The sequence below is a fragment of the Actinoplanes sp. NPDC026670 genome, assembly GCF_040638175.1.
GTDB lineage: Bacteria > Actinomycetota > Actinomycetes > Mycobacteriales > Micromonosporaceae > Actinoplanes.
This window is the reverse complement of sequence record NZ_JBEZXU010000009.1, coordinates 34,541-60,525: the sequence shown is the minus strand read 5'-3', so window position 1 is coordinate 60,525 and position 25,985 is coordinate 34,541. Positions and strand designations below refer to the sequence as shown.

The window sequence follows — 25,985 nt, the reverse complement described above, 5'->3', positions numbered from 1 at the left end:
CGTCACGTTCGGTGATCAGTCGTTGTTGTTTGGGTACTCCATTTCTTAGCGGATCATTAGGCCTTGCCCCGGGTGGCGGCGGTTCGGCCAGCGTTGGGGCTAAGCTCTTGGTCGCGATCGGTGACGATCATCGAAGAGGCCGATCGCTACTCTTCGCATCAGTGCGTAATCGGGGACGGGAGATGCGGGTTGCTGCTGTGCAGGGTGGGAGCGTGAACATGCGCTTCACTCGGGGCGTCCGCCTGGGTGTGGACGTGGGTCAGGTGCGGATCGGTGTCGCCAAGTGCGACCCGGACGGGATCCTGGCCAGCCCGGTGGTGACCGTGTCGCGTGACCGGGAGACCGGTGACGACGACACTCCGAAGGACATGACGGAACTGGCCCGGCTGGTGGCCGAGCACGAGGCGACCGAGGTCGTCGTCGGGCTGCCGGTGGCGCTGAACGGACGTGAGGGTGTGGCGGCCGGCCACGTCCGCGCGTACGCGGAACGGCTCGGCGCGGTGCTCGCGCCGGTGCCGGTGCTGCTGACCGACGAGCGGATGTCGACGGTCGTGGCGAGCCGGCGTCTCTCGGAGCGTGGTGTGAAGGGCAAGCGACAGCGGGCGGTGGTGGACCAGGCGGCGGCTGTGGAGATCCTGCAGGGCTGGCTGGACGCGCAGCGGAGGCAGACTTAATTGAGCGACCAGATGGAACTCAAGTTCGAGAGCAACCCGGACCCCGGGCGGTGGCGTCACCGCCGTAAGGAGGGGAAGAGCCGCTCCGTCGTCGCGTTCGTCATGGTCCTGCTGCTGTTCGGCATCCTCGGTGGCGGCGCCTGGTACGGCTACGACCGCTTCTCCGGCCGTTTCCTGGCCGCCGACTTCGACGGTCCCGGCACGGGCGAGGTGATCGTCGAGGTGAAGAAGGGCGACACCGCCTCGGTGATCGCCGAGACGCTGCACAGCTCGGGTGTGGTCAAGAGCGCGCGTGCCTTCGTGAACGCGGCGAACGAGAACCCGGACAGCACCGACATCCAGGTCGGGCAGTACAAGCTCCGCAAGGAGATGAAGGCCGCCGACGCGGTCGACGCGCTGCTGGACCTGAAGAACAAGTTCGTCGAGGGCGCCGTCACCATCCCCGAGGGATGGACGAAGATGCAGGTCTTCACCGAGCTGGCGAAGGCCAGTGGCCTGAAGTACGCCGACTTCGAGAAGGCCGCCGCCGACATCTCCAAGCTCGGTGTCTCGGCGACGTGGCTCAAGCGGACCGACGGCAAGAAGGTCGACAAGGCCAACATCGAGGGCTTCCTCTACCCGGCGACGTACGAGATCCCGGACAACGCCACCGCCGAGCAGATCCTCAAGATGCTCGTCAAGAACTTCAACGCCGAGATGACGAAACTGGACTTCGCGAACAAGGCCGCGAAACTTCAGATCTCGCCGTACGAGGCACTGGTCGCCGCGTCGATCACCCAGGTGGAGGCGCTGCTCCCGGAGGACATGGGCCCGGTCTCGCGGGTGCTCTACAACCGGGCGTACTCGGGTGACTTCCCGTGCGGCTGCCTTCAGCTGGACAGCACCGTCAACTACTGGCTGCGCCTGAACGGCAAGGAGGGCAAGTCCTCCGAGAAGCTGACGATCGACGAGATGCACGGGGAGGACAACCCGTACCGGTACAACGCGCCGGGCATGTCGATCGGGCCGATCAGCAACCCCGGCGAGATCGCTCTGAAGGGCGCGATCGACGCGCCGAAGAGTCCCTACTTCTTCTTCGTGACGATCGACGCGAAGGGGACCATGGCGTACGGGAAGACCTTCGACGAACACAACGCCAACATTCAGATCGCGTGCAAGAACGGTATCCCGATCTGCTGACCCTCTGACGGGTGCTGTGGCCGGTCGGGGTTGCCCGGTCGGCCACAGCGCGTTAGGCAGGAACCCAGGGGTGGGCGCGAAGGCATCGATGTGGGTATGGTGCGCGTCAGTGCTGGTCGTGTTCTGACCGGAGTCGGCCGGACGGGCAGCGGAGGCAGACGAGATGATCGACGAATTGGATGTGGCGTTCGAAGAGGACGCCGAGTCGAGTGGATCCCGGCGGGGAAACCGGGCCCGGAAAGGGCGGGGCCGGTCGGCCATCGCGCTGGTCACGACCCTGGTGCTCTTCGCGGTCCTGGGCGGCGGCGTCTACTTCGGCTACACCAAGGTCGCGACCTTCTTCGTCGCCGCCGACTACGAGGGTTCCGGCTCCACCCCGGTCGAGGTGACGATCCGTAAGAACCTGTCGCTCACCGAGATCGGCAACGAGCTGGTCGAAGCCGATGTGGTGAAGAGCACAAAGGCGTTCATCGAGGCCGCCGAGGCCGAGCCCAAGAGCAAGAACATCCAGGCCGGCACCTACGTGTTGCGTAAGCAGATGGCCGCCAAGCAGGCCCTCGCGCAGCTGCTCGACCCGAACACGCGGCTCAGCAAGGGCGTGACGATCCCCGAGGGCAAGACCGCGAAGCAGACGTACGAGTTGCTGGCCAAGGGCACCGGCATCCCCGTGAAGGACTTCGAGGAGGCGGCCAAGGACCCGCTGGCGCTCGGCGTGCCGGACTGGTGGTTCAACCGGGGTGACGGCAAGCAGTCAGCCAAGAGCATCGAGGGCTTCCTCTTCCCGGACACCTACGAGTTCGACACGAAGGTGACCGCCGAGCAGGCGCTCCGGACCATGGTGGAGCATTTCCTCACGGTCACCGGCGACCTGTCCTTTGCCGACGAGGTGCAGAAGAACCGGAAGGTCTCGCCCTACGAGGCGCTGATCGTGGCCTCGCTGTCCCAGGCCGAGGCGGGTGTCGCCGCGGACCTGCCGAAGGTGGCCCGGGTCGCCTACAACCGGGCGTACGTCAAGAGCATGCCGCTCCAGTTCGACGTGACCACGAACTACTGGCTCCAGCTCAACGGCAAGGACCCGAAGCACTCCGGCCAGCTCCTGCAGAAGGAGATGGACGACCCGAAGAACCCGTACAACACCGAGATCGTGAAGGGCCTGCCGCTCGGACCGATCAACAGTCCCGGCAAGGCGGCGCTGATCGGGGCGCTGCGGCCGGCGAACGGGCCGTGGCTGTTCTTCGTGGCGATCGACAAGGCCGGGCATTCGGCGTTCGCGGTCACCGACGCCGAGCACCAGAAGAACGTGCAGAAGGCCTGCGCCAACGGCATCAACCTCTGCGGAAAGTGACCCGGTCACCCGGCCCCGTAAAGTGGGCCGGGTGCAGAGCCAAGACGAGACCCCGTCCAGCGGCCGGAAGGCCGCCGTGTGCGGTAAGCCGATCGCACACTCGCTCTCCCCGGTGATCCACAATGCCGGGTTCGCCGCCGCCGGGCTGACCGGCTGGACGTATGAGGCGATCGAATGCGCCGAGTCCGAGCTGCCGGATCTGGTGGCCGGGCTGGGCCCGGAGTGGGCCGGTCTGTCGCTGACCATGCCGCTCAAGGAGGCCGCGCTGCGGCTGGCCACCTCGGCGTCGCCGGTCGCCATCGCGGCCGGGGTGGCCAACACCCTGATCCGCCAGCCGGACGGCGCCTGGCACGCCGACAACACCGACATCCCCGGCATGGTGCACGTGCTGCGGGAGGCGGGTCTCGGCGTGAGCCGTGGCCGGCACGCGGTCAAGGAGGCGCCGCCGCGGATCACCGTGCTCGGCGGTGGCGGCACCGCCCGGGCCGCCCTCGCCGCCGCGGCCGAGCTGGGCGCCGAGTCGGTCTCCGTGGTCACCCGCCGTCCGGAGGCCCGCGAGGAGCTGGGCCCGGTGGCGGTCGCTCTCGGCCTGACCCTCAACGGTGTCGCCTGGGCCGACGCGGAGGGCGCGTTCGACGCCGACGCGGTCCTGTCCACCGTCCCCAAGGGCGCCGCCGACGAGCTGGCCGAGCGGGTCTCCTGGCGGCCCGGCAGTGTGTATTTCGACGCCCTCTACGACCCGTGGCCGACACCGCTGGCCGCCTCCGCCGGCAAGCACGACATCCCGGTGGTCTCCGGGCTGGACCTGCTGCTGGCCCAGGCGCTCAGCCAGTTCGAGCAGTTCACCGGCGTGCCGGAGGCCCCGCAGGAGGCGATGCGGGCGGCTCTCGGCGAGGCGGTCGCCAGCCGGGCCTGAGCAGCGGCACGGGTGTCCGTAGGGCGGGATGCGGGCGGCCTCGTGCCGCGCCGTGCGGGCGCCGTGCCAGACTGTTGCCGTGTTGCGCTGGCTGACTGCAGGTGAATCGCACGGACCGGCGCTCGTCGCGCTGCTCGAGGGTGTTCCCGCCGGGATCGAGGTGACGAGCGCGGACATCACCCGTGACCTGGTGCGCCGCCGCCTGGGCTACGGCCGTGGCGCCCGGATGAAATTCGAGCAGGACGAGCTGGAGCTGATCGGTGGCATCCGGCACGGGGTGACCCAGGGCTCGCCGGTCGCGATCCGGGTCGGCAACACCGAGTGGCCCAAGTGGGAGACCGTGATGGCGGCCGACCCGGTCGACCCGGAGGTGCTGGCCACGCAGTCGCGTAACGCCGCGCTGACCCGGCCCCGTCCCGGGCACGCCGACCTGGCCGGCATGCAGAAGTATGGGCACACCGACGCCCGCCCGATCCTGGAGCGCGCCAGCGCCCGCGAGACCGCGGCCCGGGTCGCCGTCGGTGTGGTCGCCAAGCAGCTGATCAAGCAGGCGCTCGGCATCGACATCGTTTCGCACGTCATCGAGCTGGGTTCGGTCGCCGCCAAGCCGGGTGTGATCCCGACTCCCGACGACTTCGACCGGATCGACGAGGACCCGCTGCGCTGCCTCGACCCGGAGGCCAGCGCCCGCATGGTGGCCGAGGTCGACGCGGCCAAGCAGGACGCGGACACTCTCGGCGGCATCGTCGAGGTGCTGGCCTACAACGTGCCGCCGGGCCTCGGCTCGCACGTGCAGTGGGACCGCAAGCTCGACGCTCGCCTGGCCACCGCGCTGATGTCGATCCAGTCGGTCAAGGGCGTGGAGATCGGCGACGGTTTCACCCAGGCCCGTTCGCGCGGCTCGGTCGCCCACGACGAGATCGTGCCGACACCCGACGGGGTGAAACGGGTGACCGACCGGGCCGGTGGCCTGGAGGGCGGCATCACCAACGGCGAGCCGCTGCGGGTGCGTGCCGCGCTCAAGCCGATCTCGTCGCTGAACCGGGCGTTGCAGACCGTCGACATCGTCACCGGCGAGCCGGCCACCGCGATCAACCAGCGGTCCGACGTCTGTGCGGTCCCGGCCGGCGCGGTCGTGGCCGAGGCGATGGTCGCGCTGGTCCTGGCCGAGGCGGCGACGGAGAAGTTCGGCGGTGACTCGGTCGCCGAGATCCGCCGCAACCTGAAGTCGTACCTCGACAATCTGATCATCCACTGATGGCCCCGGTCGCGGTCTTCGTCGGCGTGATGGGCGCCGGTAAGACCACCATCGGCCAGGCGGTCGCGGCCGAGCTCGGGGTGCCGTTCGGCGACACCGACGCGATCATCGAGGAACGGGCCGGCAAGCCGATCCCGGAGATCTTCGTCGACGACGGCGAGGCCGCGTTCCGCGCCCTCGAGCGCGAGGTCGTGGCGTCGTCCCTGGAGACGTTCGGCGGCATCCTCGCCCTGGGCGGCGGCGCGATCCTCGACGACGGTACGCGTGAGCTGCTAGCCGATCACACGGTCGTCTACCTGTCGGTGGAGCTGACCGACGCGATCCGGCGGGTCGGCCTGGGCGCCGGCCGTCCCCTGCTGGCGATGAACCCGCGGGCCACCCTGAAGTACCTGCTGGACCAGCGCCGCCCGCTCTACCTGGAGGTGGCCACGCACACGGTGACCACCGACGGCCGCGAGGAGCCGGAGATAACCGCCGAGGTAGTGGCAAAGCTCAGCTGACCCCACCCCACATCGCCTCAACCCCTCAACCGCCGGCGATCTTGTGGAGTTCGGCGGTCATGGAGCCGTCTGCGCAGCCATCTCAGCTTGAGAAGGCAGCCTCAGACGGATGACGCGTCCTCGGCCACATCGCCTCCGCCGGTAACGGCTCGCCGCCTCCGCCTCGCCGCCTCCGGCTCGCCGCTTCCGGGTCGCCCGTCTCTGCCTCGTTGCCCGCGGATCTTGCACGAATCTTCACCCTCGCGCCGATCTTGCAGCCCTTTCCACGTCCCGACGGGAAGAAGGCTGCAAGGTCTCCCCGGCGCAGTAGACCTTGCATGACAAACCACACCCAGACGTGAAGAACCATGCAAGATCGCCGCCAACGTGGAAAATCGTGCAAGATCTGCAAGGCCGAAAATGGGACGAATCCCTGCGAATACGACATTACTGACCTCGGGCCGGTGTCTCAGTTGGCCAGACGGTGGCAATAGGTCGGGTCGCGGGAGCTGGCTAGGTGGCGGGAGCGGGTCAGGCTGCGGGGGTGGCCTTTTCCAGGGCTATCAGCTCGGGGACTGTGACGAAACGGAAGCCGCGCGCCTTGAGACCGGCGAACATGGCGCCGAGGCCGCGCAGCGACACCAGCCGGTGTGGCTTGCCGACGTCGTGGGCCAGCACGATCGAACCCGGGCGGACGTTGTCGACGATGTCGCGGACCTGGCCGTCCGGGTCCTTCTCGAAGTACAGCTCGCGCATCAGGTGTGACCACAGCACGATGTCGTAGCCCATGCAGTCGGCGGCCAGCACGGTGGAGCCGCCGAGGTGCCCGTACGGCGGGCGCATCAGGGTCGCGGTCCGCCCGAACACCTTCTGGATCATCTCGTGGGTGCGCGTGAGCTCGTTCATCACGCCGGCCTTGTCCAGGGTGGCGAGGTCGTCGTGCGACCACGAGTGGTTGCCTATCGCGTGCCGTCCCATCCGGTCGCGGACCAGGCCGGCGTTGGCCTCCAGATTTTGCCCGACCATGAAGAAGGTGGCCGGGACCGAGGCCGCGTCGAGGGCGTCGAGCACCATCGGCGTGTAGTCCGGGGCCGGGCCGTCGTCGAACGTGAACGCCACCACCGGCTCGGTGGTCTCGACGTAGTAGCGCACCGACAGCCCGGGCCGGCGTAGGTCGGCGGGCGCGTCGGCGGCCGCGGCGTACCCACCGCTGAGCGGCGGACGATCCCATCCGAACACCCGTGGCAGCCCGGCGGCGCCGGCCGCGCCGAGAGCCACCCCGCCGGTGGCCAGGAGCGCACGGCGCATGACCGTGCGTCGATCGATACCCATGTTGATGTTCCCCCCGTTGCGGTCAGCGAGAGTATCCGAAGACCGCAACGGGAAGTTCAGCGGTTCGAGGGATCTCGTTCCGCCGCGAGCCGCCCGCTCACGCCACGGACGGCGATCCGGAGGCCGGCAGGCGGCTCTCCAGGGCCTCGATGCGGCGGACGAGAGGCGCCAGCTCGGCGCGGACCGCGTTCAGCAGGGCCGGGGGTGCGGCCTGGTCGGTGCTGGTGGCGCGCAGATGGGCGTATCCGGCGACGGCGGCGGCCACGGTCCGGCGGGCGGCCTTGCCGTCGACCGAGCGGGAGCGCAGCAGCTCGCCGGCGGCGCCGTCCGGCTCCGCGGCCAGGCCGACCAGCAGGTGCTCGCACCCGACGTAGTTGTGACCGAATCCGATCGCCTCGCCGACACTGAGCTCCAGGGCGACGGCGGCCGGGCCGCTGAACCGCAGCGCGCCCGGGGCGGCCGCCGGCTCCGCGGTGTCCGGGGCGGTCAGTGAACCGGGGGTGACGTCGATCGCGGTGAGGATCTGGAGCCCCAGGTTCTGCCCCTCGGTGAGCAGGCCGTGCAGCAGGTCGCCGGTGGTCACCGAGCCGGCGCCGGCCTCCCGGGCCCGGGCCGCGGCCAGGTTGAGGACGGTGATCAGCCGGGCGGTGAAGGTGGGCAGGCGCTCGGCGAGCCAGGCCGGATCGACGTCGGTCAGGACGGCCTGGCGGATCGTGGTGATGCGGCGGACCGCGTACTCCAGGGCGCGCTGGCAGATCGGCGAGACAGGCAGGCCGGTCTCCCGGACCGCTTCGGCGAGATCGTCCGGCAGGTACACGTTGATTTTCGGCATGCCCAATGTGTAACCCGCTTGGGGTCATCTGTATATAACCCCATAAGAGCCTGTGGCGGTACGCATAGGGTGTAGCCCGTGGTGACGCGGATTCCGGTGGCGGGCGACCGTCCATATGACGTGGTCGTGGGCCGAGGGCTGGCAGACGAGCTGCCCCCGATGATCGAGGGCGCGGCCCGGGTGGCGGTGCTGCACCCGCCGACGCTCCGCGAGCGGGCCGAGGCGGTCGCCAAGTCGGCCGGCGCGGCGACCGTGGTGCCGATCGAGGTGCCGGACGCCGAGCGCGGCAAGTCGATCGAGGTCGCCGCCCGGTGCTGGGACGAACTCGGGGCGGCCGGCTTCACCCGTACCGATGTGGTGGTCGGTGTCGGCGGCGGAGCGACCACCGACCTGGCCGGTTATGTCGCGGCGGCCTGGCTCCGCGGGGTCCGCTGGGTGCCGGTCTCCACCTCGGTGGCCGGCATGGTCGACGCCGCCGTCGGCGGCAAGACCGCGGTCAACATCGCCGCCGGCAAGAACCTGGTCGGCGCGTTCCACCCGCCGGCCGGGGTGCTCTGCGACCTGGACGCGCTGGACACGCTGCCCACCGAGGACATCGCGGCCGGCCTGGCCGAGGTGGTCAAGGGCGGGTTCATCGCCGACCCGCGGATCCTGGAGTTGGTCGAGGCCGATCCGGCGGCCGCTCTGGACCCGCGCAGCGACGTGCTGCGCGAGCTGGTCGAGCGCAAGATCCAGGTGAAGGCCGACGTGGTCGGGGTGGACCTCAAGGAGTCCGGGCTGCGGGAGATCCTCAACTACGGGCACACGCTGGGTCACGCGATCGAGCGACGTGAGAAATACACCTGGAAGCACGGGCACGCCATCGCGGTGGGCCTGATCTTCGCGGCCGAGCTGGGCCGGCTCACCGGGCGGCTGGACGACGCCACGGCCGACCGGCACCGGGCGATCCTGGAGTCGCTGGGGCTGCCCACGGCGTACCCGGAAGAGGCTTGGAACGACCTGCTGCCCGCCATGCGCGTCGACAAGAAGGCGCGGGCAGCCACCTTGCGGTTCGTGGTTCTGGACGGCCTGGCGAAGCCGGGCATCCTGGCCGGGCCGGACGAGGACCTGCTGCGCCGGGCGTACGCGGCGGTGGCCCGATGATCTACGTGCTGAACGGGCCGAACCTGGGCCGGCTGGGCCTGCGCGAGCCGGGCGCCTACGGGACGTCGACCTATCAGGACCTGGTCGAGATGTGCCAGACCGTCGCCGAGGACCTGGGCCTGACCATCGAGGTGAAGCAGACCAACGCCGAGCACGAGATGCTGGAGTGGCTGTACCAGGCCGCCGACGAGGGCGCCGACGTGGTGCTCAACCCGGGCGCCTGGACGCACTACAACTACGCCGTGCGGGACGCCTGCGCCATCCTGCGCGGCAAGCTGGTCGAGGTGCACATCTCCAACGTGCACGCCCGGGAGGAGTTCCGGCACCACTCGGTCATCTCGGCGGTCGCGACGGGTGTCATCGCGGGCCTGGGTTTCGACGGATATCGGCTGGCACTGGAGCACATCGCCCGGTAGGCCCGATTCGCTCCGGCCAGCTTCACGCCGGTAGAGTGGTTCGGTCACCGAATCGTATAAAGATCAAGGCAGGACATGGCTTCCACCAACGACCTGAAGAACGGCCTGGTGCTCAACCTCGACAAGGAGCTGTGGAGCGTCGTCGAGTTCCAGCACGTCAAGCCGGGTAAGGGTCCAGCCTTCGTGCGGACCACGCTGAAGCACGTGCTGTCCGGCAAGGTGGTGGACAAGACCTTCAACGCGGGCACCAAGGTCGAGACCGCGACCGTGGACAAGCGCACCATGCAGTACCTGTACCAGGACGGCGAGGACTTCGTCTTCATGGACCTGGACACCTACGACCAGATCCACGTCGCCGGCGCCACGGTCGGTGACAACGCCAACTACCTGCTCGCCGAGGCCGAGGCCACGGTCGCGCTGCACGAGGGCGTGCCGCTCTACATCGAGCTGCCGACCAGCGTGTTCCTCGAGGTCACCTACACCGAGCCGGGCCTCCAGGGCGACCGCTCGACCGGTGGCACCAAGCCGGCGACCGTCGAGACCGGCGCCACGGTTCAGGTTCCGCTCTTCATCACCACCGGTGAGAAGATCAAGGTCGACACCCGCGACGGCCGCTACCTCGGCCGCAGCTGATGGCTGAAGGCCCCAAGAAGGAACGGCTCGCGCGTCGCAAGGCCCGCAAGCGAGCGCTGGACGTCCTCTTCGAGGCCGACCTGCGTGATCTGCCGCCGAGCCAGGTGCTCCTGACCTACCTGGACCGGATCGCGAAGCCACACCCCGAGCATCTCGAGTATTCGAAGACGCTCATCGAGGGTGTGGCCAAGCACCTCGACCGGATCGACGAGCTGATCGCCAGCTACGCCGAGGGCTGGACGATCGACCGGATGCCCACGGTCGACCGCAACCTGGCCCGGATCGCGGTCTACGAACTGCTCTTCGAGCCGGACGTGGACGACCCGGTGGCGATCACCGAGGCGGTCGAGCTGGCCAAGGAGATGTCGACCGACGACAGTCCCCGCTTCCTGAACGGTCTGCTGGACCGGATCGCAGCCTTCGCGACCCGCTGACGCGCACGCCTGCCGGTACGGCCCGGACCCCTGAAGGTCCGGGCCGTCCGCGTCGCTTGTCTCTCGCGTCGCTTGTCTCTCGAGGCGTCGCTGTCTTCCGCGGCGCTTGTCCTCCGCGATCTTGTTGACTTCGGTCGCATTCGAGTTTCGCCATTTGGGCAGCTACTTTGCAGGTCAGGGCCCCAGCCGTAGTGAGTCGTGCGTTCGTCCTGGTCAGCGTCATCCCCAGCGAACTCCGCGAGATCACCGTGAGGTCTCATGCCCTTGGACGGGGCCGTCCAGGGGTGATGCCGGGAACGGACTGCCGAGGGTGGGCCCGCCGGCCGGAGCGGTGGTCAGCGCACACGTTCGCCGATTGTGTGCGCTTGCTTCGCTCTGACGGGGACAGGCGCACACGTTGTGCCGTCCGTGTGCGCTGGTCGTCGTCCCGGCGAGGGTGAAGTCGCACGTTGCCGCATTGTGTGCGCTGGTCGTCGCGCGCTGGCGACCACGCCCGGCCGAACACCGGCGACCACGTCTGGCGGCCGCGCGCTGGCGGCCGCGTCTGGCGGCCGCGCGCTGGCGATCGCGCCGGGCCGAGCGCCGCCGACCGCAGATTCGGCCTCGACCGACCTGGTGGATCTTGCGCGGTTCTCCACGCTGGCAGCGATCTTGCATGGTTCTTCATGTTTGGGCGTGGTATTTCGTGCAAGGTCTACTGCGCCGGGGAGACCTTGCAGCTTTCTTCCTGTTGGGGTGTGGAAAGGGCTGCAAGATCGGTGCGAGGGTGGAAAGTCGTGCAAGATCCGCGGGTGGCGAGCCGTAAGCGGCGGAGACGTTGCCGGCGGAGGAGAGGCCGACGTTCATGTGGTGGGTGCCGTCCACCTCGACGTGCAGGCGATAGGCCGGCCAGTAGGCGTCCAGATACCTGTTCCTCCCGTCCGTTCCTTTCCGGATATGTTGCATTTCCGGCTCCGGAAGTCCGTATCGGCGACAGAGAGCGACGAGGTTCGCCTCGCTGAGCGCAGTGGCGCCGCTCGAAGGTCGACCACTCGTATTCACCCGCTTCCTGTCCGGGCGGCTCCCGAAGCACGCCCCACCATGCTTCTTTCGGCGCTCTCCTCGCTTCAGGCCTGTGGATAACCGTCGATCTTGTTGACTTGTACGGGACAGGCGTGACCGAAGTTCACAAGATCGCGGAAAAGCGGGAGAAGCAGCGAGGCGGTGAGGCGGGAGAAGCGGTGAGGCGGGGGACGGGGAGGCAGGAGACGCGGTGAAGCGGGAGACGCGGCGAGGCGGTGAAGCGGGGGAAGCGGGAAGCGGGAGAAGCGGAGAGGTGGGCGGCGGGGGAAGCGGGCGTGGTGGGTCCGCTGGAAAGGCGAAAGCCCGCGTCGGGGGGACGCGGGCTTTACGGGGGGCGCTACTGGGTGTTGCTGATTTCGTTAAGCCGGCCTGTCGGTCAGCTGGCGAAGAACGCGCGCGGGTCGGCCACCAGGACACCCTGCTCGGTCAGGCGCTCGATGAGGCCGGACGGCGAGATGTCGTAGACGATGGCGAGCGCACGCAGGTCGTCGGCCCGGATCGACAGGACCCGGCCGTTGTAGTCGCCACGCTGCTGCTGGATCGCCCGGGCGTACCGCGCCACGTAGGCGAGGTCCTCACCCGTGGTGTCGTACAGCTTCTCCAGGTCGAGGACGATCTTGTTGGTGGCCTCGAGGCGGATGCCACTGCCGTCGGGCAGCAGCTCGGAGACGGGCACACGGTAGAAGTCGGCCAGTTCGGCCAGACGTGACACGGTGACGGCGCGGTCGCCACGCTCGTACGAGCCCACCACGACGGCTTTCCAGCGGCCGTTGGACTTCTCTTCGACACCCTGCAGGGACAGGCCCTGCTGCTGGCGGATGGAGCGCAGGCGGGCGCCCAGCGACTTCGCGTACTCAGACGGCATACGGACACTCCCGGTACTGTGCTGGCCCGGAGGGTTCTTTCCTCACGGATCGCTACGCTGCGTGACGGTACGGAGTTTGCGACCGCCGGTCAAGTGTTGGTTACCGATGAGTCGTGCGGGCCGCACCAAAGTAACCGGCTGTATCCCTAGACGGCGTGATTTGTCCGATCTGCTCCAGTCAGGCACGTCACCATGGCCAACGCCGAGTCCACTGATAACGTAGCGTCAGCCGTCGGGTCTGATTTTCATCAGGAGTCAAACCCGTACCGACGTCCTTTAACGACCCGTCCCGTGAGGCGGGGAAGGAGGTCCGCCGTGGCACAACCACGCGCAGACGCACCCAGCAAGATCATTTTGGCGGAGTCCGACCTGCACCGGGTCGTCGACCGGATCGCCCATCAGATTCTCGAGAAGACCTCCGGCGCCACCGGGACCGTGCTGCTCGGCATCCCGACCCGGGGCGTCCCGCTGGCCCACCGGCTGGCCGCCCGGATTCACGCCTTCGAGGGCGTCCACGTTCCGGTCGGGTCCCTCGACATCACGCTCTACCGCGACGACCTGCGCCTCAAGGCCACCCGCGCGCTCGGCCGCACCGAGCTGCCGCCCGGTGGCATCGACGGCCTGCGGGTCATCCTCGTCGACGACGTGCTCTTCTCCGGCCGGTCGGTGCGGGCCGCCCTGGACGCCCTCAACGACGTCGGCCGGCCCAGCTCGGTGCAGCTCGCGGTGCTGGTCGACCGCGGTCACCGGCAGCTGCCGATCCGCGCCGACTACGTGGGTAAGAACATCCCGACCGCGCTCAGCGAGAGCGTCAAGGTGACCCTCACCGAGACCGACGGCGCCGACGAGGTCAAGCTGCTCGGAGGCCTCTCGTGATCAAGCACCTGCGTTCCGCCGCCGACCTGGACGCCCCGACCGCCACGCTGATCCTGGACACCGCCGCCGAGATGGCCGCGCTCTCCGGCCGCGAGGTGAAGAAACTGCCCGCGCTGCGCGGCCGCACCGTGGTCAACCTGTTCTACGAGGACTCCACCCGGACCCGGATCTCCTTCGAGGCGGCTGCCAAGCGGCTCTCCGCGGACGTCATCAACTTCTCCGCCAAGGGCTCCAGCGTGTCCAAGGGCGAGAGCCTCAAGGACACCGCGCTCACCCTCCAGGCGATGGGCGCCGACGCCGTGGTGATCCGGCATTCGGCCAGCGGCGCGCCGCACCGGCTGGCGAACTGGGTGGAGGGCTCGGTCGTCAACGCCGGCGACGGCACTCATGAGCATCCGACCCAGGCGCTGCTCGACGCGTACACGATGAGGTCTCGTCTTGGTCGTCTCGACGGGCTGAAGGTCGCGATCGTCGGCGACGTGCTGCACAGCCGGGTCGCCCGGTCGAACGTGCTGCTGCTGACGACGCTCGGCGCGCAGGTCACGGTGGTCGGCCCGCCGACGCTGATCCCGCTCGACGTCGCCGCCGCGCTCGCCGAGAAGACCCAGGTCTCCTACGACCTGGACGCGGTGCTGCCGGACAGCGACGTGGTGATGATGCTGCGGGTGCAGACCGAGCGGATGCAGGACTCGTACTTCCCCTCGGCGCGCGAGTACAGCCGCCGCTACGGGCTCGACGTGGCCCGGATGAAGAAGTTGCCGGAGCACGCGATCGTCATGCACCCCGGCCCGATGAACCGCGGGATGGAGATCGCGCCCGAGGTGGCCGACTCCCCCCGTTCCACGATCGTCGAACAGGTCGCCAACGGCGTCAGCGTCCGGATGGCCGTCCTCTACCTGCTGCTGGGAGGCAAGTGATGGCGTACCTGCTCAAGGGCGTCTCGATCCTCGGTGCCGAACCGACCGACCTGTACCTCAACGACGGCGTGATCTCGGCCCCGGTCGAGAACGCCGAAGTGATCGACGCGGCCGGGCTGGTCGCGCTGCCCGGCCTCGTCGACGTGCACACCCACCTGCGCGAGCCGGGCCGGGAGGACGCCGAGACCGTCGAGACCGGCTCCCGCGCCGCCGCCCTCGGCGGTTACACCGCGGTCTGCGCGATGGCGAACACCTCGCCGGTCGCCGACACCGCGGGTGTGGTCGAGCAGGTCTGGCGGCTGGGCCGGGAGGCCGGGCTGGTCGACGTGCAGCCGATCGGCGCGGTCACCGTCGGCCTGGCCGGCAAGCAGATGGCCGAGCTCGGCGCGATGGCCACCTCGGCGGCGAACGTGCGGATCTTCTCCGACGACGGCTTCTGCGTCGCCGACCCCAAGCTGATGCGCCGCGCCCTGGAGTACGTGAAGGCGTTCGACGGCGTCATCGCCCAGCACGCCGAGGAGCCCCGGCTCACCGAGGGCGCCCAGATGCACGAGGGCGAGGTCAGCACCCGCCTGGGCCTGACCGGCTGGCCGGCGGTCGCCGAGGAGGCGATCATCGCTCGCGACGTGCTGCTCGCCGAGCACGTCGGTAGCCGCCTGCACGTCTGCCACGTCTCCACCGCCGGTTCGGTCGAGGTGCTGCGCCAGGCCAAGGCCCGCGGCGTCCGCGTGACGGCCGAGGTAACCCCGCATCACCTGCTGCTGACCGACGAGCTCGCGGCGGGTTACGACCCGGTCTTCAAGGTCAACCCCCCATTGCGTACGCGCAGCGACGTCGAAGCCCTGCGCCAGGCGCTGCTGGACGGGGTGATCGACGTGGTCGCCACCGACCACGCGCCGCACGCCGTGCAGGACAAGGAATGCGAGTGGGCGCACGCCCGCCCCGGCATGCTCGGCCTGGAGACGGCGCTGCCGATCGTGCTGAGCATCTACGGCCCGCAGTGGGAGCTGATCGCCGAGCGGATGTCCCGGGCGCCGGCCCGGATCGCCGGCCTCGACGGGCACGGCGGTGACCTGACCGTCGGCTCCCCGGCGAACCTGACGCTGGTGGACCCGTCCGCGCGCCGGGTCGTCGACCCGTCCGAGCTGGCGAGCCGCAGCCGCAACACGCCGTACGCGGGCATGACCCTGCCCGGTCGCATCGTGGCGACCTTCCTGCGGGGCGAGGCGACGGTTCTGGACGGGAAGGCAGTCAAATGAGCAAGGCGATCCTCGTGCTCGAGGACGGGCGGACATTCCACGGCAGCGCGTACGGCGCGGTGGGGGAGACGTTCGGCGAGGCGGTGTTCACCACCGGCATGACCGGGTACCAGGAGGTCCTCACCGACCCGTCGTTCCACCGGCAGGTTGTGGTGCAGACCGCCCCGCAGATCGGCAACACCGGCGTCAACGACGAGGACGACGAGTCGGACCGCATCTGGGTCTCCGGCTACGTGGTCCGCGACCCGGCCCGCCGCCCCTCCAACTGGCGTTCCACGGGTGACCTCGGTGACCGGCTCAAGGCCGAGGGCGTCGTCGGCATCAGCGGCGTCGACACCCGCGCCCTGACCCGCCACCTGCGCGAACGCGGCGCCATGCGGGTCGGCATCTCGTCTGTCGACCTGGACCCGCGGGCGTTGCAGCAGCGGGTCCTGGCCCAGCCGCAGATGCTCGGCGCCGACCTGTCGGCCCAGGTCACCACGCCGGAGAAGTACACCGTCGAGGCCGAGGGCGAGCACCGCTACACGGTTGCCGCGCTGGACCTGGGCATCAAGCGCAACGTCTCGCGCCGCCTCGCCGCGCGCGGCGTGACCACGCACGTCTTCCCGGCCTCCTCGTCGATCGAGGACCTGCTCGCGGTCGGCCCGGACGCGGTGTTCTTCTCGCCGGGCCCCGGCGACCCGGCCACCGCGGACGGCCCGGTCGCGCTCGCACAGGAGGTGATGCGCCGCCGGGTGCCGCTGTTCGGCATCTGCTTCGGCAGCCAGATCCTCGGCCGCGCGCTCGGCTTCGGGACCTACAAGCTGGGGTACGGCCACCGCGGCATCAACCAGCCGGTGCTCGACAAGACCACCGGCAAGGTCGAGGTGACCAGCCACAACCACGGTTTCGCCGTGGACGCACCCGTAGGCGAGCGCATCGACACCGGCTTCGGCGCCGTCGAGGTGTCGCACGTCTGCCTGAACGACAACGTGGTCGAGGGCCTGCGGGGCCTGGAGGTCCCGGCTTTCACCGTCCAGTACCACCCCGAGGCCGCCGCCGGCCCGCACGACGCGGACTACCTGTTCGACCGCTTCGTCGACCTTGTGGAAAAGAAGGGCTGAAGCAAGTGCCGAAGCGCGAGGACATCAAACATGTGATGGTGATCGGGTCCGGCCCGATCGTCATCGGCCAGGCCTGCGAGTTCGACTACTCCGGCACCCAGGCCTGCCAGGTGCTGCGGGCCGAGGGCATCCGCGTCTCGCTGGTCAACTCCAACCCGGCCACGATCATGACCGACCCGGAGTTCGCCGACGCCACCTACGTCGAGCCGATCACGCCGGAGTTCGTCGAGCTGGTCATCGCCAAGGAGCGCCCGGACGCGATCCTGCCGACCCTGGGCGGCCAGACCGCGCTCAACACCGCGATCGCCCTGCACGAGGCCGGCGTCCTGGACAAGTACGGCGTCGAGCTGATCGGCGCGAACGTCGACGCCATCCGCAAGGGCGAGGACCGCCAGCTCTTCAAGGACATCGTGGCGCTCGCCGGCGGCGAGACCCCGCGCTCGCGGGTCTGCCACTCGATGGACGAGGTCCGCGACACCGTCGCCGAGATCGGCCTGCCGGTCGTCATCCGGCCGTCGTTCACCATGGGCGGCCTGGGCTCCGGCATGGCGCACACCCCCGAGGACCTGGAGCGGATCGCCGGCGCCGGCCTGGCCGCGTCCCCGGTGACCGAGGTGCTCATCGAGGAGAGCGTGCTCGGCTGGAAGGAGTACGAGCTCGAGCTGATGCGCGACAAGCACGACAACGTCGTGGTCGTCTGCTCGATCGAGAACGTCGACCCGATGGGCGTGCACACCGGGGACAGCGTGACCGTGGCCCCGGCCATGACGCTCACCGACCGCGAGTACCAGAAGCTGCGTGACCTGGGCATCGCCGTGCTCCGTGAGGTCGGCGTGGACACCGGCGGCTGCAACATCCAGTTCGCGATCAACCCGGACGACGGCCGGATGATCGTGATCGAGATGAACCCGCGGGTGTCGCGCTCGTCGGCGCTGGCGTCGAAGGCGACCGGCTTCCCGATCGCCAAGATCGCCGCGAAGCTGGCCATCGGCTACACCCTCGACGAGATCCCCAACGACATCACGCTGAAGACGCCGGCCGCCTTCGAGCCGGCCCTCGACTACGTGGTCGTGAAGATCCCGCGGTTCGCGTTCGAGAAGTTCCCGGGCGCGGACAAGGAGCTCACCACCACGATGAAGTCGGTCGGTGAGGCGATGAGCCTGGGCCGCAACTTCGCCGAGGCGCTCAACAAGGCCATGCGCTCGATGGAGACCAAGGCGGCCGGGTTCTGGACCGCGCCGACGTTCACGAGCGTGGACGAGGCCCTGGAGGCGCTGAAGGTCCCGCACGACGGCCGGCTCTACACGGTCGAGGCGGCGCTGCGGCTGGGCGCCACGGTCGAGCAGGTGCACGCCGCGTCGGGCCGGATCGACCCGTGGTTCCTCGACGAGATCCAGGCCCTGGTCGACCTGCGCGCCGAGATCCTGGCCGCCCCGTTCCTCGACGAGGAGCTGCTGCGCCGGGCCAAGCGGTCCGGTCTCTCCGACCGGCAGCTGGCCGTGCTGCGCCCGGAGCTGGCCGGTGAGGACGGTGTGCGCTCGCTGCGGCACCGGCTCGGCATCCGCCCGGTCTACAAGACCGTCGACACGTGTGCGGCCGAGTTCCAGGCGAACACGCCGTACCACTACTCGTCCTACGACGAGGAGACCGAGGTCGTGCCGAGCGACCGGCCCAAGGTGATCATCCTGGGCTCCGGCCCGAACCGGATCGGGCAGGGCATCGAGTTCGACTACTCGTGCGTGCACGCCGTACAGGCGCTGCGTGGTGTCGATTTTGAAACCGTCATGGTGAACTGCAACCCGGAGACGGTGTCGACCGACTACGACACCGCCGACCGGCTCTACTTCGAGCCGCTCACGTTCGAGGACGTCCTCGAGGTGTTCCACGCCGAGGACAGCTCCGGCAAGGCGGCCGGCGGGCCCGGTGTGATCGGCGTGATCGTGCAGCTCGGCGGGCAGACCCCGCTCGGTCTGGCGAACCGGCTCAAGGCGGCCGGCCTGCCGATCGTCGGCACCACGCCCGAGTCGATCGACCTGGCCGAGGACCGCGGCCTGTTCGGCGCGCTGCTCGCCGAGTACGGGCTGCGCTCGCCCGACCACGGCACCGCCACCAGCTTCTCCGAGGCCAAGGCGATCGCCGACACGATCGGCTACCCGGTCCTGGTCCGCCCGTCCTACGTGCTCGGCGGCCGGGGCATGGAGATCGTCTACGACGAGCCGACCCTGAAGGGCTACATCGAGCGGGCCACCGAGATCTCGCCGGATCACCCGGTGCTGGTCGACAGGTTCCTCGACGACGCCGTCGAGATCGACGTGGACGCGCTCTGCGACGCGACCGGCGAGGTCTACCTGGGCGGCGTCATGGAGCACATCGAGGAGGCCGGCATCCACTCCGGCGACTCGGCCTGCTCGCTGCCGCCGATCACGCTGGCCGCCTCGCACATCGCCGAGGTCCGCCGCTACACCGAGGCGCTGGCCCGGGGCATCGGCGTGCGCGGCCTGATGAACGTGCAGTACGCGCTCAAGGACGAGAGCCTCTACGTGCTGGAGGCGAACCCGCGGGCCTCGCGGACCGTCCCGTTCGTCTCGAAGGCGACCGCGGTGCCGCTGGCCAAGGCGGCGGCCCGGATCATGCTCGGCGCCACCATCGCCGACCTGCGCGCCGAGGGCATGCTGCTGCCCGAGGGCGACGGCGGGACGGTGCCGGCGAACGCGCCGATCGCGATCAAGGAGGCGGTGCTGCCCTTCAAGCGGTTCCGCACGCTCGCCGGGCAGAACGTGGACAGCCTGCTCAGCCCCGAGATGAAGTCGACCGGCGAGGTGATGGGCATCGACGCCGGCTTCGGCCAGGCGTTCGCCAAGTCGCAGGCCGCCGCCTACGGTTCGCTGCCGACCAGCGGCAAGGTCTTCGTCTCGGTCGCCAACCGGGACAAGCGGTCGATGATCTTCCCGGTCAAGCGGCTGGCCGACCTGGGCTTCACCATCGTCACCACGGCCGGGACCGGCGAGGTGCTGCGACGGTACGGCATCGACTGCGAGATCGTGCCGAAGCACTACGAGGACCCGGGCAAGCGCAACGCGGTCGAGTTGATCCTGGCCGGCGAGATCTCGCTGATCATCAACACCCCGCAGGGTTCCGGCGCGAGCGCCCGCCTCGACGGGTACGAGATCCGCAGCGCCGCCGTCACCGCCGACGTGCCGAGCATCACCACGGTGCCCGGCGCGGCCGCCGCCGTCATGGGTATCGAGGCGCTCCGGGCCGGCGACATGTCGGTGCGCCCGCTCCAGGAGCTGCACAAGCTGCTCAGGGGTGGCGAGTGAGCCTGTTCACCAGCGTCGCCCGGCCGGCTCTGTTCCGGCTGGGCGGCGGGGACGCCGAGCACGCCCACGAGTGGACGCTGGACCGGCTCGCCAAGCTGCCCGCGCCCGCGCTGGCCGCGATGCGCCGCTGGTACGGCTTCTCCAACCCGGTCGAGGTCTTCGGTGTCCGGTTCCCGAACCGGGTCGGCCTGGCCGCCGGCGTCGACAAGAACGGGCTCGCCCTGCGTGCGTGGCCGGCACTCGGGTTCGGTTTCGTCGAGGTCGGCACGGTCACCGCGAAACCGCAGCCGGGCAACGACAAGCCGCGGCTGTTCCGGGCGAAGGCCAGCGAGGGCATCGTCAACCGGATGGGCTTCAACAATGCCGGCGCGGCCGCCCTGGCCGACCGCCTGGCCGAGCTGGGCCCGCTCGACGTGCCGCTGGGCATCTCGCTCGGCAAGTCGAAGGTCACCCCGCTGGAGGACGCGGTCGAGGACTACCTGACGTCCTACCGGTTGCTGCACCGGCACGCCGACTACATCGCCGTCAACGTGTCCTCGCCGAACACCCCGGGCCTGCGCAATCTCCAGGACAAGGACTCGATCGCGGCGCTGCTCAAGGCGCTGGCCGGCCCGGTGCCGGTGCTCGTCAAGATCGCGCCGGACCTGACCGAGCCGGCCATCGCCGAGCTGCTCGGGGTCTGCCTGGAGCACGGCGCGGCCGGGATCATCGCCACCAACACCACGCTGTCCCGGGACGGGCTCGCGCCGGCCGACGGCCACCTGGCCGGCGAGGCGGGCGGGCTCTCCGGGGCGCCGCTGACCGCCCGGTCCCGCGAGGTGGTCCGGTTCGTGCACACCGAGTCCGGCGGGAAGCTGCCGATCATCGGGGTCGGCGGGATCATGTCGGCCGACGACGCGTCCCGGATGCTCGACGCCGGCGCCGCCCTGGTGCAGCTCTACTCCGGGTTCATCTACCGGGGCCCGGACCTGGTCCTGGAGGTCGCCCGGGGCGCCCGCCCGTCACGGGCGGCAGCGGCCCGATGAGCGCGGCCGAGCGCGACCGCGTTGCGCTCGGCCCGTCGTCAGCTCCCGCGGGACCGGTTTCCGGTTCCCCGGGGGCGGCCGGCGACGGCGCGGCGGCGCTGCTGGCCCTCGATCGGGCGCATGTCTGGCATCCGTACGGCCCGATGCCCGGCCGCAGCGAGCCCTACCTGGTGGAGAGCGCCGAGGGGGTACGCCTGCGGCTGTCCGGTGGGCGCGAGGTGGTCGACGGGATGTCGTCCTGGTGGGCGGCCATCCACGGGTACCGGCACCCGGTTCTGGACGCGGCACTGGCCGATCAGGCCGGCCGGATGAGCCACGTGATGTTCGGCGGGCTCACCCACGAGCCGGCGATCCGGCTGGCCACCGAGCTGGTGGAGATCACCCCGGCCGGGCTGGAGCACGTGTTCCTCTGCGATTCCGGCTCGGTCGGCGTCGAGGTGGCGATCAAGATGGCGCTCCAGGCCCAGCGGGCCCTCGGACGGCCGGGCCGGAACCGTCTCGCGACCTGGCGTGGCGGATATCACGGTGACACGTTTCACCCGATGAGTGTCTGCGACCCGGTCGGCGGCATGCACTCGCTCTGGACCGGGGTGCTCCCGGTCCAGGTCTTCGCCGAGGCGCCGCCCACGGATTGGGACGAAGGCTACGCCGCCCGGCTCACCGACACGATCGAGCGTCACGCGGACGAGATCGCCGCGGTGATCGTCGAGCCGGTCGTCCAGGGGGCTGGTGGGATGCGGTTCCACCATCCGGAGTACCTGCGGGTGCTCCGCGAGGTGACGGCCGCGCACGGGATCTTCCTGATCTTCGACGAGATCGCCACCGGGTTCGGCCGGACCGGGCGGTTCTTCGGGGCCGGCCACGCCGGGGTGAGCCCCGACATCATGTGCCTCGGCAAGGCGCTGACCGGGGGATACCTGACCCTGGCGGCGACCCTGTGCACGGCTGAGGTGGCGGCCGCGATCTCCGCGGGGGAGGGTGGCGGGCTGGCGCACGGCCCGACCTTCATGGGGAACCCGCTCGCCTGTTCGGTGGCACTGGCGTCGCTCAGCCTCTTGCGTACGGGCGAGTGGGCGACGTCCGTACAAAATATCGAATTTGCTCTGAAACGCGGTCTGGAGCCGCTTCGTGGCGCGCGCGGGGTCGCTGACGTGCGGGTCCTCGGCGCCATCGGCGTCGTCCAGCTGGACCGGCCGGTGGACATGGCCCGGGCGACCGCGGCGGCGGTGGCCGAGGGGGTCTGGCTGAGGCCGTTCCGGGACCTGATCTACACCATGCCGCCGTTCGTCACCGACGACGCCGACGTGGCCCGCATTACCGCCGGAATCGCCGCCGCGGTGGCGGCTAGCTGACACGGGAGAGTGAGAAGTTCATGGAAACCTTCGGCGAACGACTGCACGCGGCGGTTGCGGAGCGTGGTCCGCTGTGCGTCGGGATCGACCCGCACGCCTCGCTCCTGGCCCGCTGGGGTCTCTCCGACGACATCTCCGGCCTCGAACGCTTCGCCCGTACGGTCGTCGAAGCACTGGCCGATCGGGTGGCTGTTCTGAAGCCACAGTCAGCTTTTTTTGAGAGATTTGGGTCACGCGGCGTCGCGGTTCTTGAGTCAACTATCCGACAGTCTCGAGAGGCCGGCGCGCTTGTCCTTCTGGATGTGAAACGTGGCGACATCGGCTCGACGATGGCCGCGTACGCCGACGCGTACTTAAATCCGGCGAGCACTCTCTGTGCTGACGCGATTACGGTGAGTCCCTATCTTGGAGTGGGCTCACTCCAGCCCGCGTTCGATTCGGCGGCCGCTCACGGGGGTGGAGTCTTCGTCCTGGCGCTGACCTCGAACCCCGAGGGGCCGGCCGTCCAGCACGCCGTCGCCCGTGACGGAAAAACCGTCGCGCAAACCGTGATCGATGAGATTTCCCAGGTCAACGCGGGTGCGCAGCCGCTCGGAAGCCTCGGCCTCGTGGTCGGCGCGACGATCGGCGAGACCGGCCACGACCTCTCCAAGGTCAACGGCCCGCTGCTCGCTCCGGGCCTCGGAGCGCAGGGCGGAACCCCCGATGACCTGCGAGCCGTCTTCGGTGAGAGCCTTCACAACGTGTTGCCGTCGTACTCACGCGAAGTTCTCGCGGCCGGGCCGGAGATCGGCGAATTGCGGGCCGCGACGGACCGCGTTCTGGCCGGCGTGCGCGCCGCGCTCGGGTGAAACGGCCTGCTTACCAGGCTCCCGATGAGCCGGGGCGGGGGTACCCCCACGTTGCCGAAACCCGGTTTGACCGCTAGTTTTCCCGGCGCCGGGAACCATATGCCCCTTCGGTTCCATGGCACACCACGTTTCACAGAAGCGCCGGTATTGAACTACCGCCGCTCAGGGACCTGAGGAGAACTGGTGCCGCTCCCGTCATTGAGCCCCGAACAGCGTGCTGCTGCGCTGGAGAAGGCCGCGGAAGTTCGCAAGGCTCGGGCTGAGCTGAAGGAACAGCTCAAGTCCGGCAAGACCACCCTCGCCGCCGTGCTCGAGCGCGCGGAAGGCGACGAGGTCGTCGGCAAGCTGAAGGTCTCGGCCGTGCTTCAGGCGCTGCCGGGCATCGGCAAGATCCGCGCGACCCAGATCATGGAGAAGCTGAAGATCGCCGAGAGCCGCCGGCTCCGGGGCCTCGGCGACCAGCAGCGCAAGGCCCTCCTGGGGGAGTTCGCTGCGAACTGACTCATCGGCTCGTGTAGGAATGAGCCGTGAGCATGGATGACGACGCGCAGCCGGAGGCCCGCCTCACCGTTCTTTCCGGCCCCTCAGGGGTCGGGAAGGACAGTGTGATCGAGCTGATCCGGCTGCGCTCGCCGTGGATCAAACTCTCGGTGTCGGTGACAACACGCAAGAAACGCGACTACGAGACCGACGGCGAGCACTACCACTTCGTGACCAGGTCCGAGTTCCAGCGACTGATCGACGGAAATCAGCTGCTGGAGTGGGCGGAGTTCGCGGGCAACCTCTACGGCACGCCCCGCGCGCAGGTCGAGGGCTGGCTCCATCAGGGCCGGCCCGTTTTGCTGAAGATCGACCTCCAGGGCGCTCGTCAGGTCCGTGCGGCCATGCCGACGGCCCAGCTGGTCTTCCTGGCCCCACCGAGCGTCGAGGAGCTCCAGCGCCGTCTCATCGGCCGGGGGACCGACGACGAGGAGACGATCAAGCGCCGGCTCGCGCACGCCGACGAGGAATTGGCGGCCGAGTCCGAGTTCGACGTCACCGTGGTGAACGACTTCGTCGAACGGGCCGCTGATGAGCTGGTAGGATTGCTCGGTTCGTTATACCTGGCACACGAGCATTAAGGATCTACCACGTGGGAACCATCGCGAACCCCGAAGGCATCACCAACCCGCCGATCGACGAGCTGCTCGACAAGACCTCGTCGAAGTACTCGCTGGTGATCTTCGCGGCCAAGCGCGCCCGCCAGGTCAACGCCTACTACAGCCAGCTCGGTGAGGGTCTTCTCGAGTACGTCGGTCCGCTGGTCGAGACCACGCCGCAGGAGAAGCCGCTCTCGATCGCGATGCGCGAGATCAACGCCGGCCTGCTGACCGCCGAGGCGACCGACAACCCGTGACCTAAGTCAATCTGTTGATCCCGCGTCCCGCATCATGGGCGCGGGATCAATTGTTATCTGAGGTGAATTCGTGCCGATGGTGAAGCTGTGACCGAGATCGTGCTGGGTGTGGGCGGGGGGATCGCCGCCTACAAGGCGTGCGAGCTGCTGCGGCTGTTCACCGAGTCCGGCCATGGGGTGCGGGTCGTCCCGACCGATTCGGCGCTCAAGTTCGTCGGTGAGCCCACCTGGGCCGCGCTCTCCGGGCGGCCGGTCGCCACCGGGGTCTGGGACGACGTGCACGAGGTGCCGCACGTGCGGATCGGGCGGGCCGCCGAGCTCGTCGTGGTCGCCCCGGCCACCGCCGACCTGCTGGCCAAGGCCGCCCACGGCATCGCCGACGACCTGCTCACCAACACCCTGCTCACCGCCACCTGCCCGATCGTGTACGCGCCGGCCATGCATACCGAGATGTGGGAGAACCCGGCCACCCGGGAGAATGTGGCGACTCTGCGCCGGCGCGGGGCGGTCGTGATCGAGCCTGCCGTCGGGCGCCTGACCGGCAAGGACACCGGCAAGGGCCGGCTGCCGGATCCCTCGGCGATCTTCGAGGCGGCGTTGCGCGTACTCCGGCGGGGTCTTGATCTTGATCTTGCCGGTCGTCATGTCGTGGTCACCGCCGGTGGCACCCGCGAGCCGCTCGACCCGGTCCGGTTCCTGGGCAACAGGTCCTCCGGAAAGCAGGGATACGCGCTGGCCAAGGCCGCGGTGGCCCGCGGCGCGCGAGTGACCCTCGTCTCGGCGAACGTGTCGCTGCCCGACCCCGCCGGAGTGGACGTCGTGCGGGTCGGCACCACCGAGGAGCTGCGTAAGGCCACCGTCGAGGCGGCCGCTTCGGCCGACGCGGTCGTGATGGCGGCCGCGCCCGCCGACTTCCGGCCGGCGACGGTCGCCGAGCAGAAGATCAAGAAGACCGACGACGGTACGCCCGGCCCGATCACCCTGGTCACGAACCCGGACATCGCCGCTGAACTGGGTGCGGCCAAGCGCCCGGGACAGATCCTCGTCGCCTTCGCGGCCGAGACCCACGACGCCCTGGAGAACGCGCGCGGCAAGCTGGCTCGCAAGCGCGCCGACCTGATCGTCGTCAATGAGGTCGGCCCCGACCTGGTCTTCGGGCAGGACCGCAACACCGTCACCCTGCTGGGGGCGGACGGCTTCACCGCCACTCACGGGGAACTCCCCAAAGACGATGTGGCCGATATGATTTTCGATCAAGTCGCCATTCGATGGAAACCCAGGTCCGCCGACGCTTAGCGACCTGGCTACACTTCCGCGT

The 25,985-nt window shown here is 69.4% G+C and carries 25 protein-coding genes; 22 read left to right on the top strand and 3 right to left on the bottom strand.

The window, feature by feature from the left end; all coding sequences use genetic code 11:
• The first annotated feature begins 218 nt into the window (after nucleotides 1-218).
• The 6 genes from ruvX to AB0E94_RS11380 all read left to right on the top strand — a co-directional run bounded on the left by ruvX (nucleotide 219) and on the right by AB0E94_RS11380 (nucleotide 5,872).
• Nucleotides 219-674 (top strand): Holliday junction resolvase RuvX, encoded by a 456-nt coding sequence (ruvX, locus tag AB0E94_RS11405; protein WP_360325255.1) that lies wholly within the window; start codon nucleotides 219-221, stop codon nucleotides 672-674.
• A complete protein-coding gene (gene mltG / locus AB0E94_RS11400; protein WP_360325253.1) occupies nucleotides 675-1,853 on the top strand; it encodes an endolytic transglycosylase MltG in 1,179 nt (392 codons plus the stop codon).
• A gap of 163 nt (nucleotides 1,854-2,016) precedes the next feature.
• On the top strand, nucleotides 2,017-3,198 hold the full coding sequence (mltG, locus tag AB0E94_RS11395) for an endolytic transglycosylase MltG (protein ID WP_360325250.1): 1,182 nt from the start codon (nucleotides 2,017-2,019) through the stop codon (nucleotides 3,196-3,198).
• Nucleotides 3,199-3,229: 31 nt separating this feature from the next.
• Nucleotides 3,230-4,114 carry a shikimate dehydrogenase gene (locus tag AB0E94_RS11390; protein ID WP_360325247.1) on the top strand — a complete coding sequence of 295 codons (885 nt, stop codon included), beginning with the start codon at nucleotides 3,230-3,232 and terminating at the stop codon, nucleotides 4,112-4,114.
• Nucleotides 4,115-4,193: 79 nt separating this feature from the next.
• The gene (gene aroC / locus AB0E94_RS11385; protein WP_360325244.1) at nucleotides 4,194-5,372 is read left to right on the top strand and encodes a chorismate synthase; all 1,179 of its coding nucleotides are present in this window, start codon (nucleotides 4,194-4,196) and stop codon (nucleotides 5,370-5,372) included.
• Nucleotides 5,372-5,872, top strand: coding sequence for a shikimate kinase (locus AB0E94_RS11380; RefSeq protein ID WP_360325241.1), 501 nt, complete (start codon nucleotides 5,372-5,374; stop codon nucleotides 5,870-5,872). Before aroC ends, AB0E94_RS11380 begins: the two co-directional genes overlap by 1 nt.
• A gap of 510 nt (nucleotides 5,873-6,382) precedes the next feature.
• On the opposite strand, the gene AB0E94_RS11375 is transcribed toward AB0E94_RS11380, so the two are convergent.
• A complete protein-coding gene (locus AB0E94_RS11375; protein ID WP_360325238.1) occupies nucleotides 6,383-7,183 on the bottom strand; it encodes a polysaccharide deacetylase family protein in 801 nt (266 codons plus the stop codon).
• A 97-nt stretch (nucleotides 7,184-7,280) separates the two neighbouring features.
• Nucleotides 7,281-8,015, bottom strand: a complete 735-nt coding sequence (locus tag AB0E94_RS11370; RefSeq protein WP_360325236.1) for a Clp protease N-terminal domain-containing protein — start codon at nucleotides 8,013-8,015, stop codon at nucleotides 7,281-7,283.
• Between the two features lie 78 nt (nucleotides 8,016-8,093).
• Between AB0E94_RS11370 and aroB the strand changes: the two genes are divergently transcribed.
• The 4 genes from aroB (at nucleotide 8,094) to nusB (ending at nucleotide 10,641) form a co-directional block, all read left to right on the top strand.
• Nucleotides 8,094-9,158, top strand: a complete 1,065-nt coding sequence (aroB, locus tag AB0E94_RS11365; RefSeq protein ID WP_360325233.1) for a 3-dehydroquinate synthase — start codon at nucleotides 8,094-8,096, stop codon at nucleotides 9,156-9,158.
• Nucleotides 9,155-9,574, top strand: a complete 420-nt coding sequence (gene aroQ, locus AB0E94_RS11360) for a type II 3-dehydroquinate dehydratase (RefSeq protein ID WP_360325231.1) — start codon at nucleotides 9,155-9,157, stop codon at nucleotides 9,572-9,574. The genes aroB and aroQ overlap by 4 nt, the downstream gene beginning before the upstream one ends.
• Before the next feature lie 75 nt (nucleotides 9,575-9,649).
• The gene (gene efp, locus AB0E94_RS11355) at nucleotides 9,650-10,207 is read left to right on the top strand and encodes an elongation factor P (RefSeq protein WP_360325228.1); all 558 of its coding nucleotides are present in this window, start codon (nucleotides 9,650-9,652) and stop codon (nucleotides 10,205-10,207) included.
• Complete coding sequence (nusB, locus tag AB0E94_RS11350) at nucleotides 10,207-10,641, top strand: transcription antitermination factor NusB (RefSeq protein ID WP_317791255.1); 435 nt, start codon at nucleotides 10,207-10,209, stop codon at nucleotides 10,639-10,641. Before efp ends, nusB begins: the two co-directional genes overlap by 1 nt.
• 1,438 nt (nucleotides 10,642-12,079) lie before the next feature.
• On the opposite strand, the gene AB0E94_RS11345 is transcribed toward nusB, so the two are convergent.
• The gene (locus tag AB0E94_RS11345; protein ID WP_014446326.1) at nucleotides 12,080-12,568 is read right to left on the bottom strand and encodes a transcriptional regulator; all 489 of its coding nucleotides are present in this window, start codon (nucleotides 12,566-12,568) and stop codon (nucleotides 12,080-12,082) included.
• A 315-nt stretch (nucleotides 12,569-12,883) separates the two neighbouring features.
• Here AB0E94_RS11345 and pyrR point away from each other — a divergent pair, with 315 nt between their 5' ends.
• The 12 genes from pyrR to coaBC all read left to right on the top strand — a co-directional run bounded on the left by pyrR (nucleotide 12,884) and on the right by coaBC (nucleotide 25,963).
• The gene (pyrR, locus tag AB0E94_RS11340; protein ID WP_360325225.1) at nucleotides 12,884-13,444 is read left to right on the top strand and encodes a bifunctional pyr operon transcriptional regulator/uracil phosphoribosyltransferase PyrR; all 561 of its coding nucleotides are present in this window, start codon (nucleotides 12,884-12,886) and stop codon (nucleotides 13,442-13,444) included.
• Nucleotides 13,441-14,361: an aspartate carbamoyltransferase catalytic subunit gene (locus AB0E94_RS11335; protein WP_360325223.1), complete on the top strand. Its 921-nt coding sequence runs from the start codon at nucleotides 13,441-13,443 to the stop codon at nucleotides 14,359-14,361. The genes pyrR and AB0E94_RS11335 overlap by 4 nt, the downstream gene beginning before the upstream one ends.
• Nucleotides 14,358-15,620 (top strand): dihydroorotase, encoded by a 1,263-nt coding sequence (locus tag AB0E94_RS11330; RefSeq protein ID WP_360325220.1) that lies wholly within the window; start codon nucleotides 14,358-14,360, stop codon nucleotides 15,618-15,620. Before AB0E94_RS11335 ends, AB0E94_RS11330 begins: the two co-directional genes overlap by 4 nt.
• Entirely contained in the window at nucleotides 15,617-16,723 is a 1,107-nt protein-coding gene (carA, locus tag AB0E94_RS11325) for a glutamine-hydrolyzing carbamoyl-phosphate synthase small subunit (protein WP_360325217.1), read from the top strand. Before AB0E94_RS11330 ends, carA begins: the two co-directional genes overlap by 4 nt.
• A gap of 5 nt (nucleotides 16,724-16,728) precedes the next feature.
• Complete coding sequence (gene carB, locus AB0E94_RS11320; protein ID WP_360325214.1) at nucleotides 16,729-20,043, top strand: carbamoyl-phosphate synthase large subunit; 3,315 nt, start codon at nucleotides 16,729-16,731, stop codon at nucleotides 20,041-20,043.
• The gene (locus AB0E94_RS11315) at nucleotides 20,040-21,068 is read left to right on the top strand and encodes a quinone-dependent dihydroorotate dehydrogenase (protein WP_360325211.1); all 1,029 of its coding nucleotides are present in this window, start codon (nucleotides 20,040-20,042) and stop codon (nucleotides 21,066-21,068) included. Before carB ends, AB0E94_RS11315 begins: the two co-directional genes overlap by 4 nt.
• Entirely contained in the window at nucleotides 21,065-22,420 is a 1,356-nt protein-coding gene (locus AB0E94_RS11310; RefSeq protein ID WP_360325209.1) for an adenosylmethionine--8-amino-7-oxononanoate transaminase, read from the top strand. Before AB0E94_RS11315 ends, AB0E94_RS11310 begins: the two co-directional genes overlap by 4 nt.
• 20 nt (nucleotides 22,421-22,440) lie before the next feature.
• Complete coding sequence (pyrF, locus tag AB0E94_RS11305) at nucleotides 22,441-23,271, top strand: orotidine-5'-phosphate decarboxylase (RefSeq protein ID WP_360325206.1); 831 nt, start codon at nucleotides 22,441-22,443, stop codon at nucleotides 23,269-23,271.
• Between the two features lie 183 nt (nucleotides 23,272-23,454).
• Entirely contained in the window at nucleotides 23,455-23,772 is a 318-nt protein-coding gene (gene mihF, locus AB0E94_RS11300) for an integration host factor, actinobacterial type (RefSeq protein ID WP_360325203.1), read from the top strand.
• A 32-nt stretch (nucleotides 23,773-23,804) separates the two neighbouring features.
• Nucleotides 23,805-24,392: a guanylate kinase gene (gene gmk, locus AB0E94_RS11295; protein WP_360325504.1), complete on the top strand. Its 588-nt coding sequence runs from the start codon at nucleotides 23,805-23,807 to the stop codon at nucleotides 24,390-24,392.
• A gap of 11 nt (nucleotides 24,393-24,403) precedes the next feature.
• Entirely contained in the window at nucleotides 24,404-24,667 is a 264-nt protein-coding gene (gene rpoZ, locus AB0E94_RS11290; protein ID WP_015623990.1) for a DNA-directed RNA polymerase subunit omega, read from the top strand.
• A gap of 87 nt (nucleotides 24,668-24,754) precedes the next feature.
• A complete protein-coding gene (coaBC, locus tag AB0E94_RS11285) occupies nucleotides 24,755-25,963 on the top strand; it encodes a bifunctional phosphopantothenoylcysteine decarboxylase/phosphopantothenate--cysteine ligase CoaBC (protein WP_360325200.1) in 1,209 nt (402 codons plus the stop codon).
• Nucleotides 25,964-25,985 lie beyond the last annotated feature (22 nt).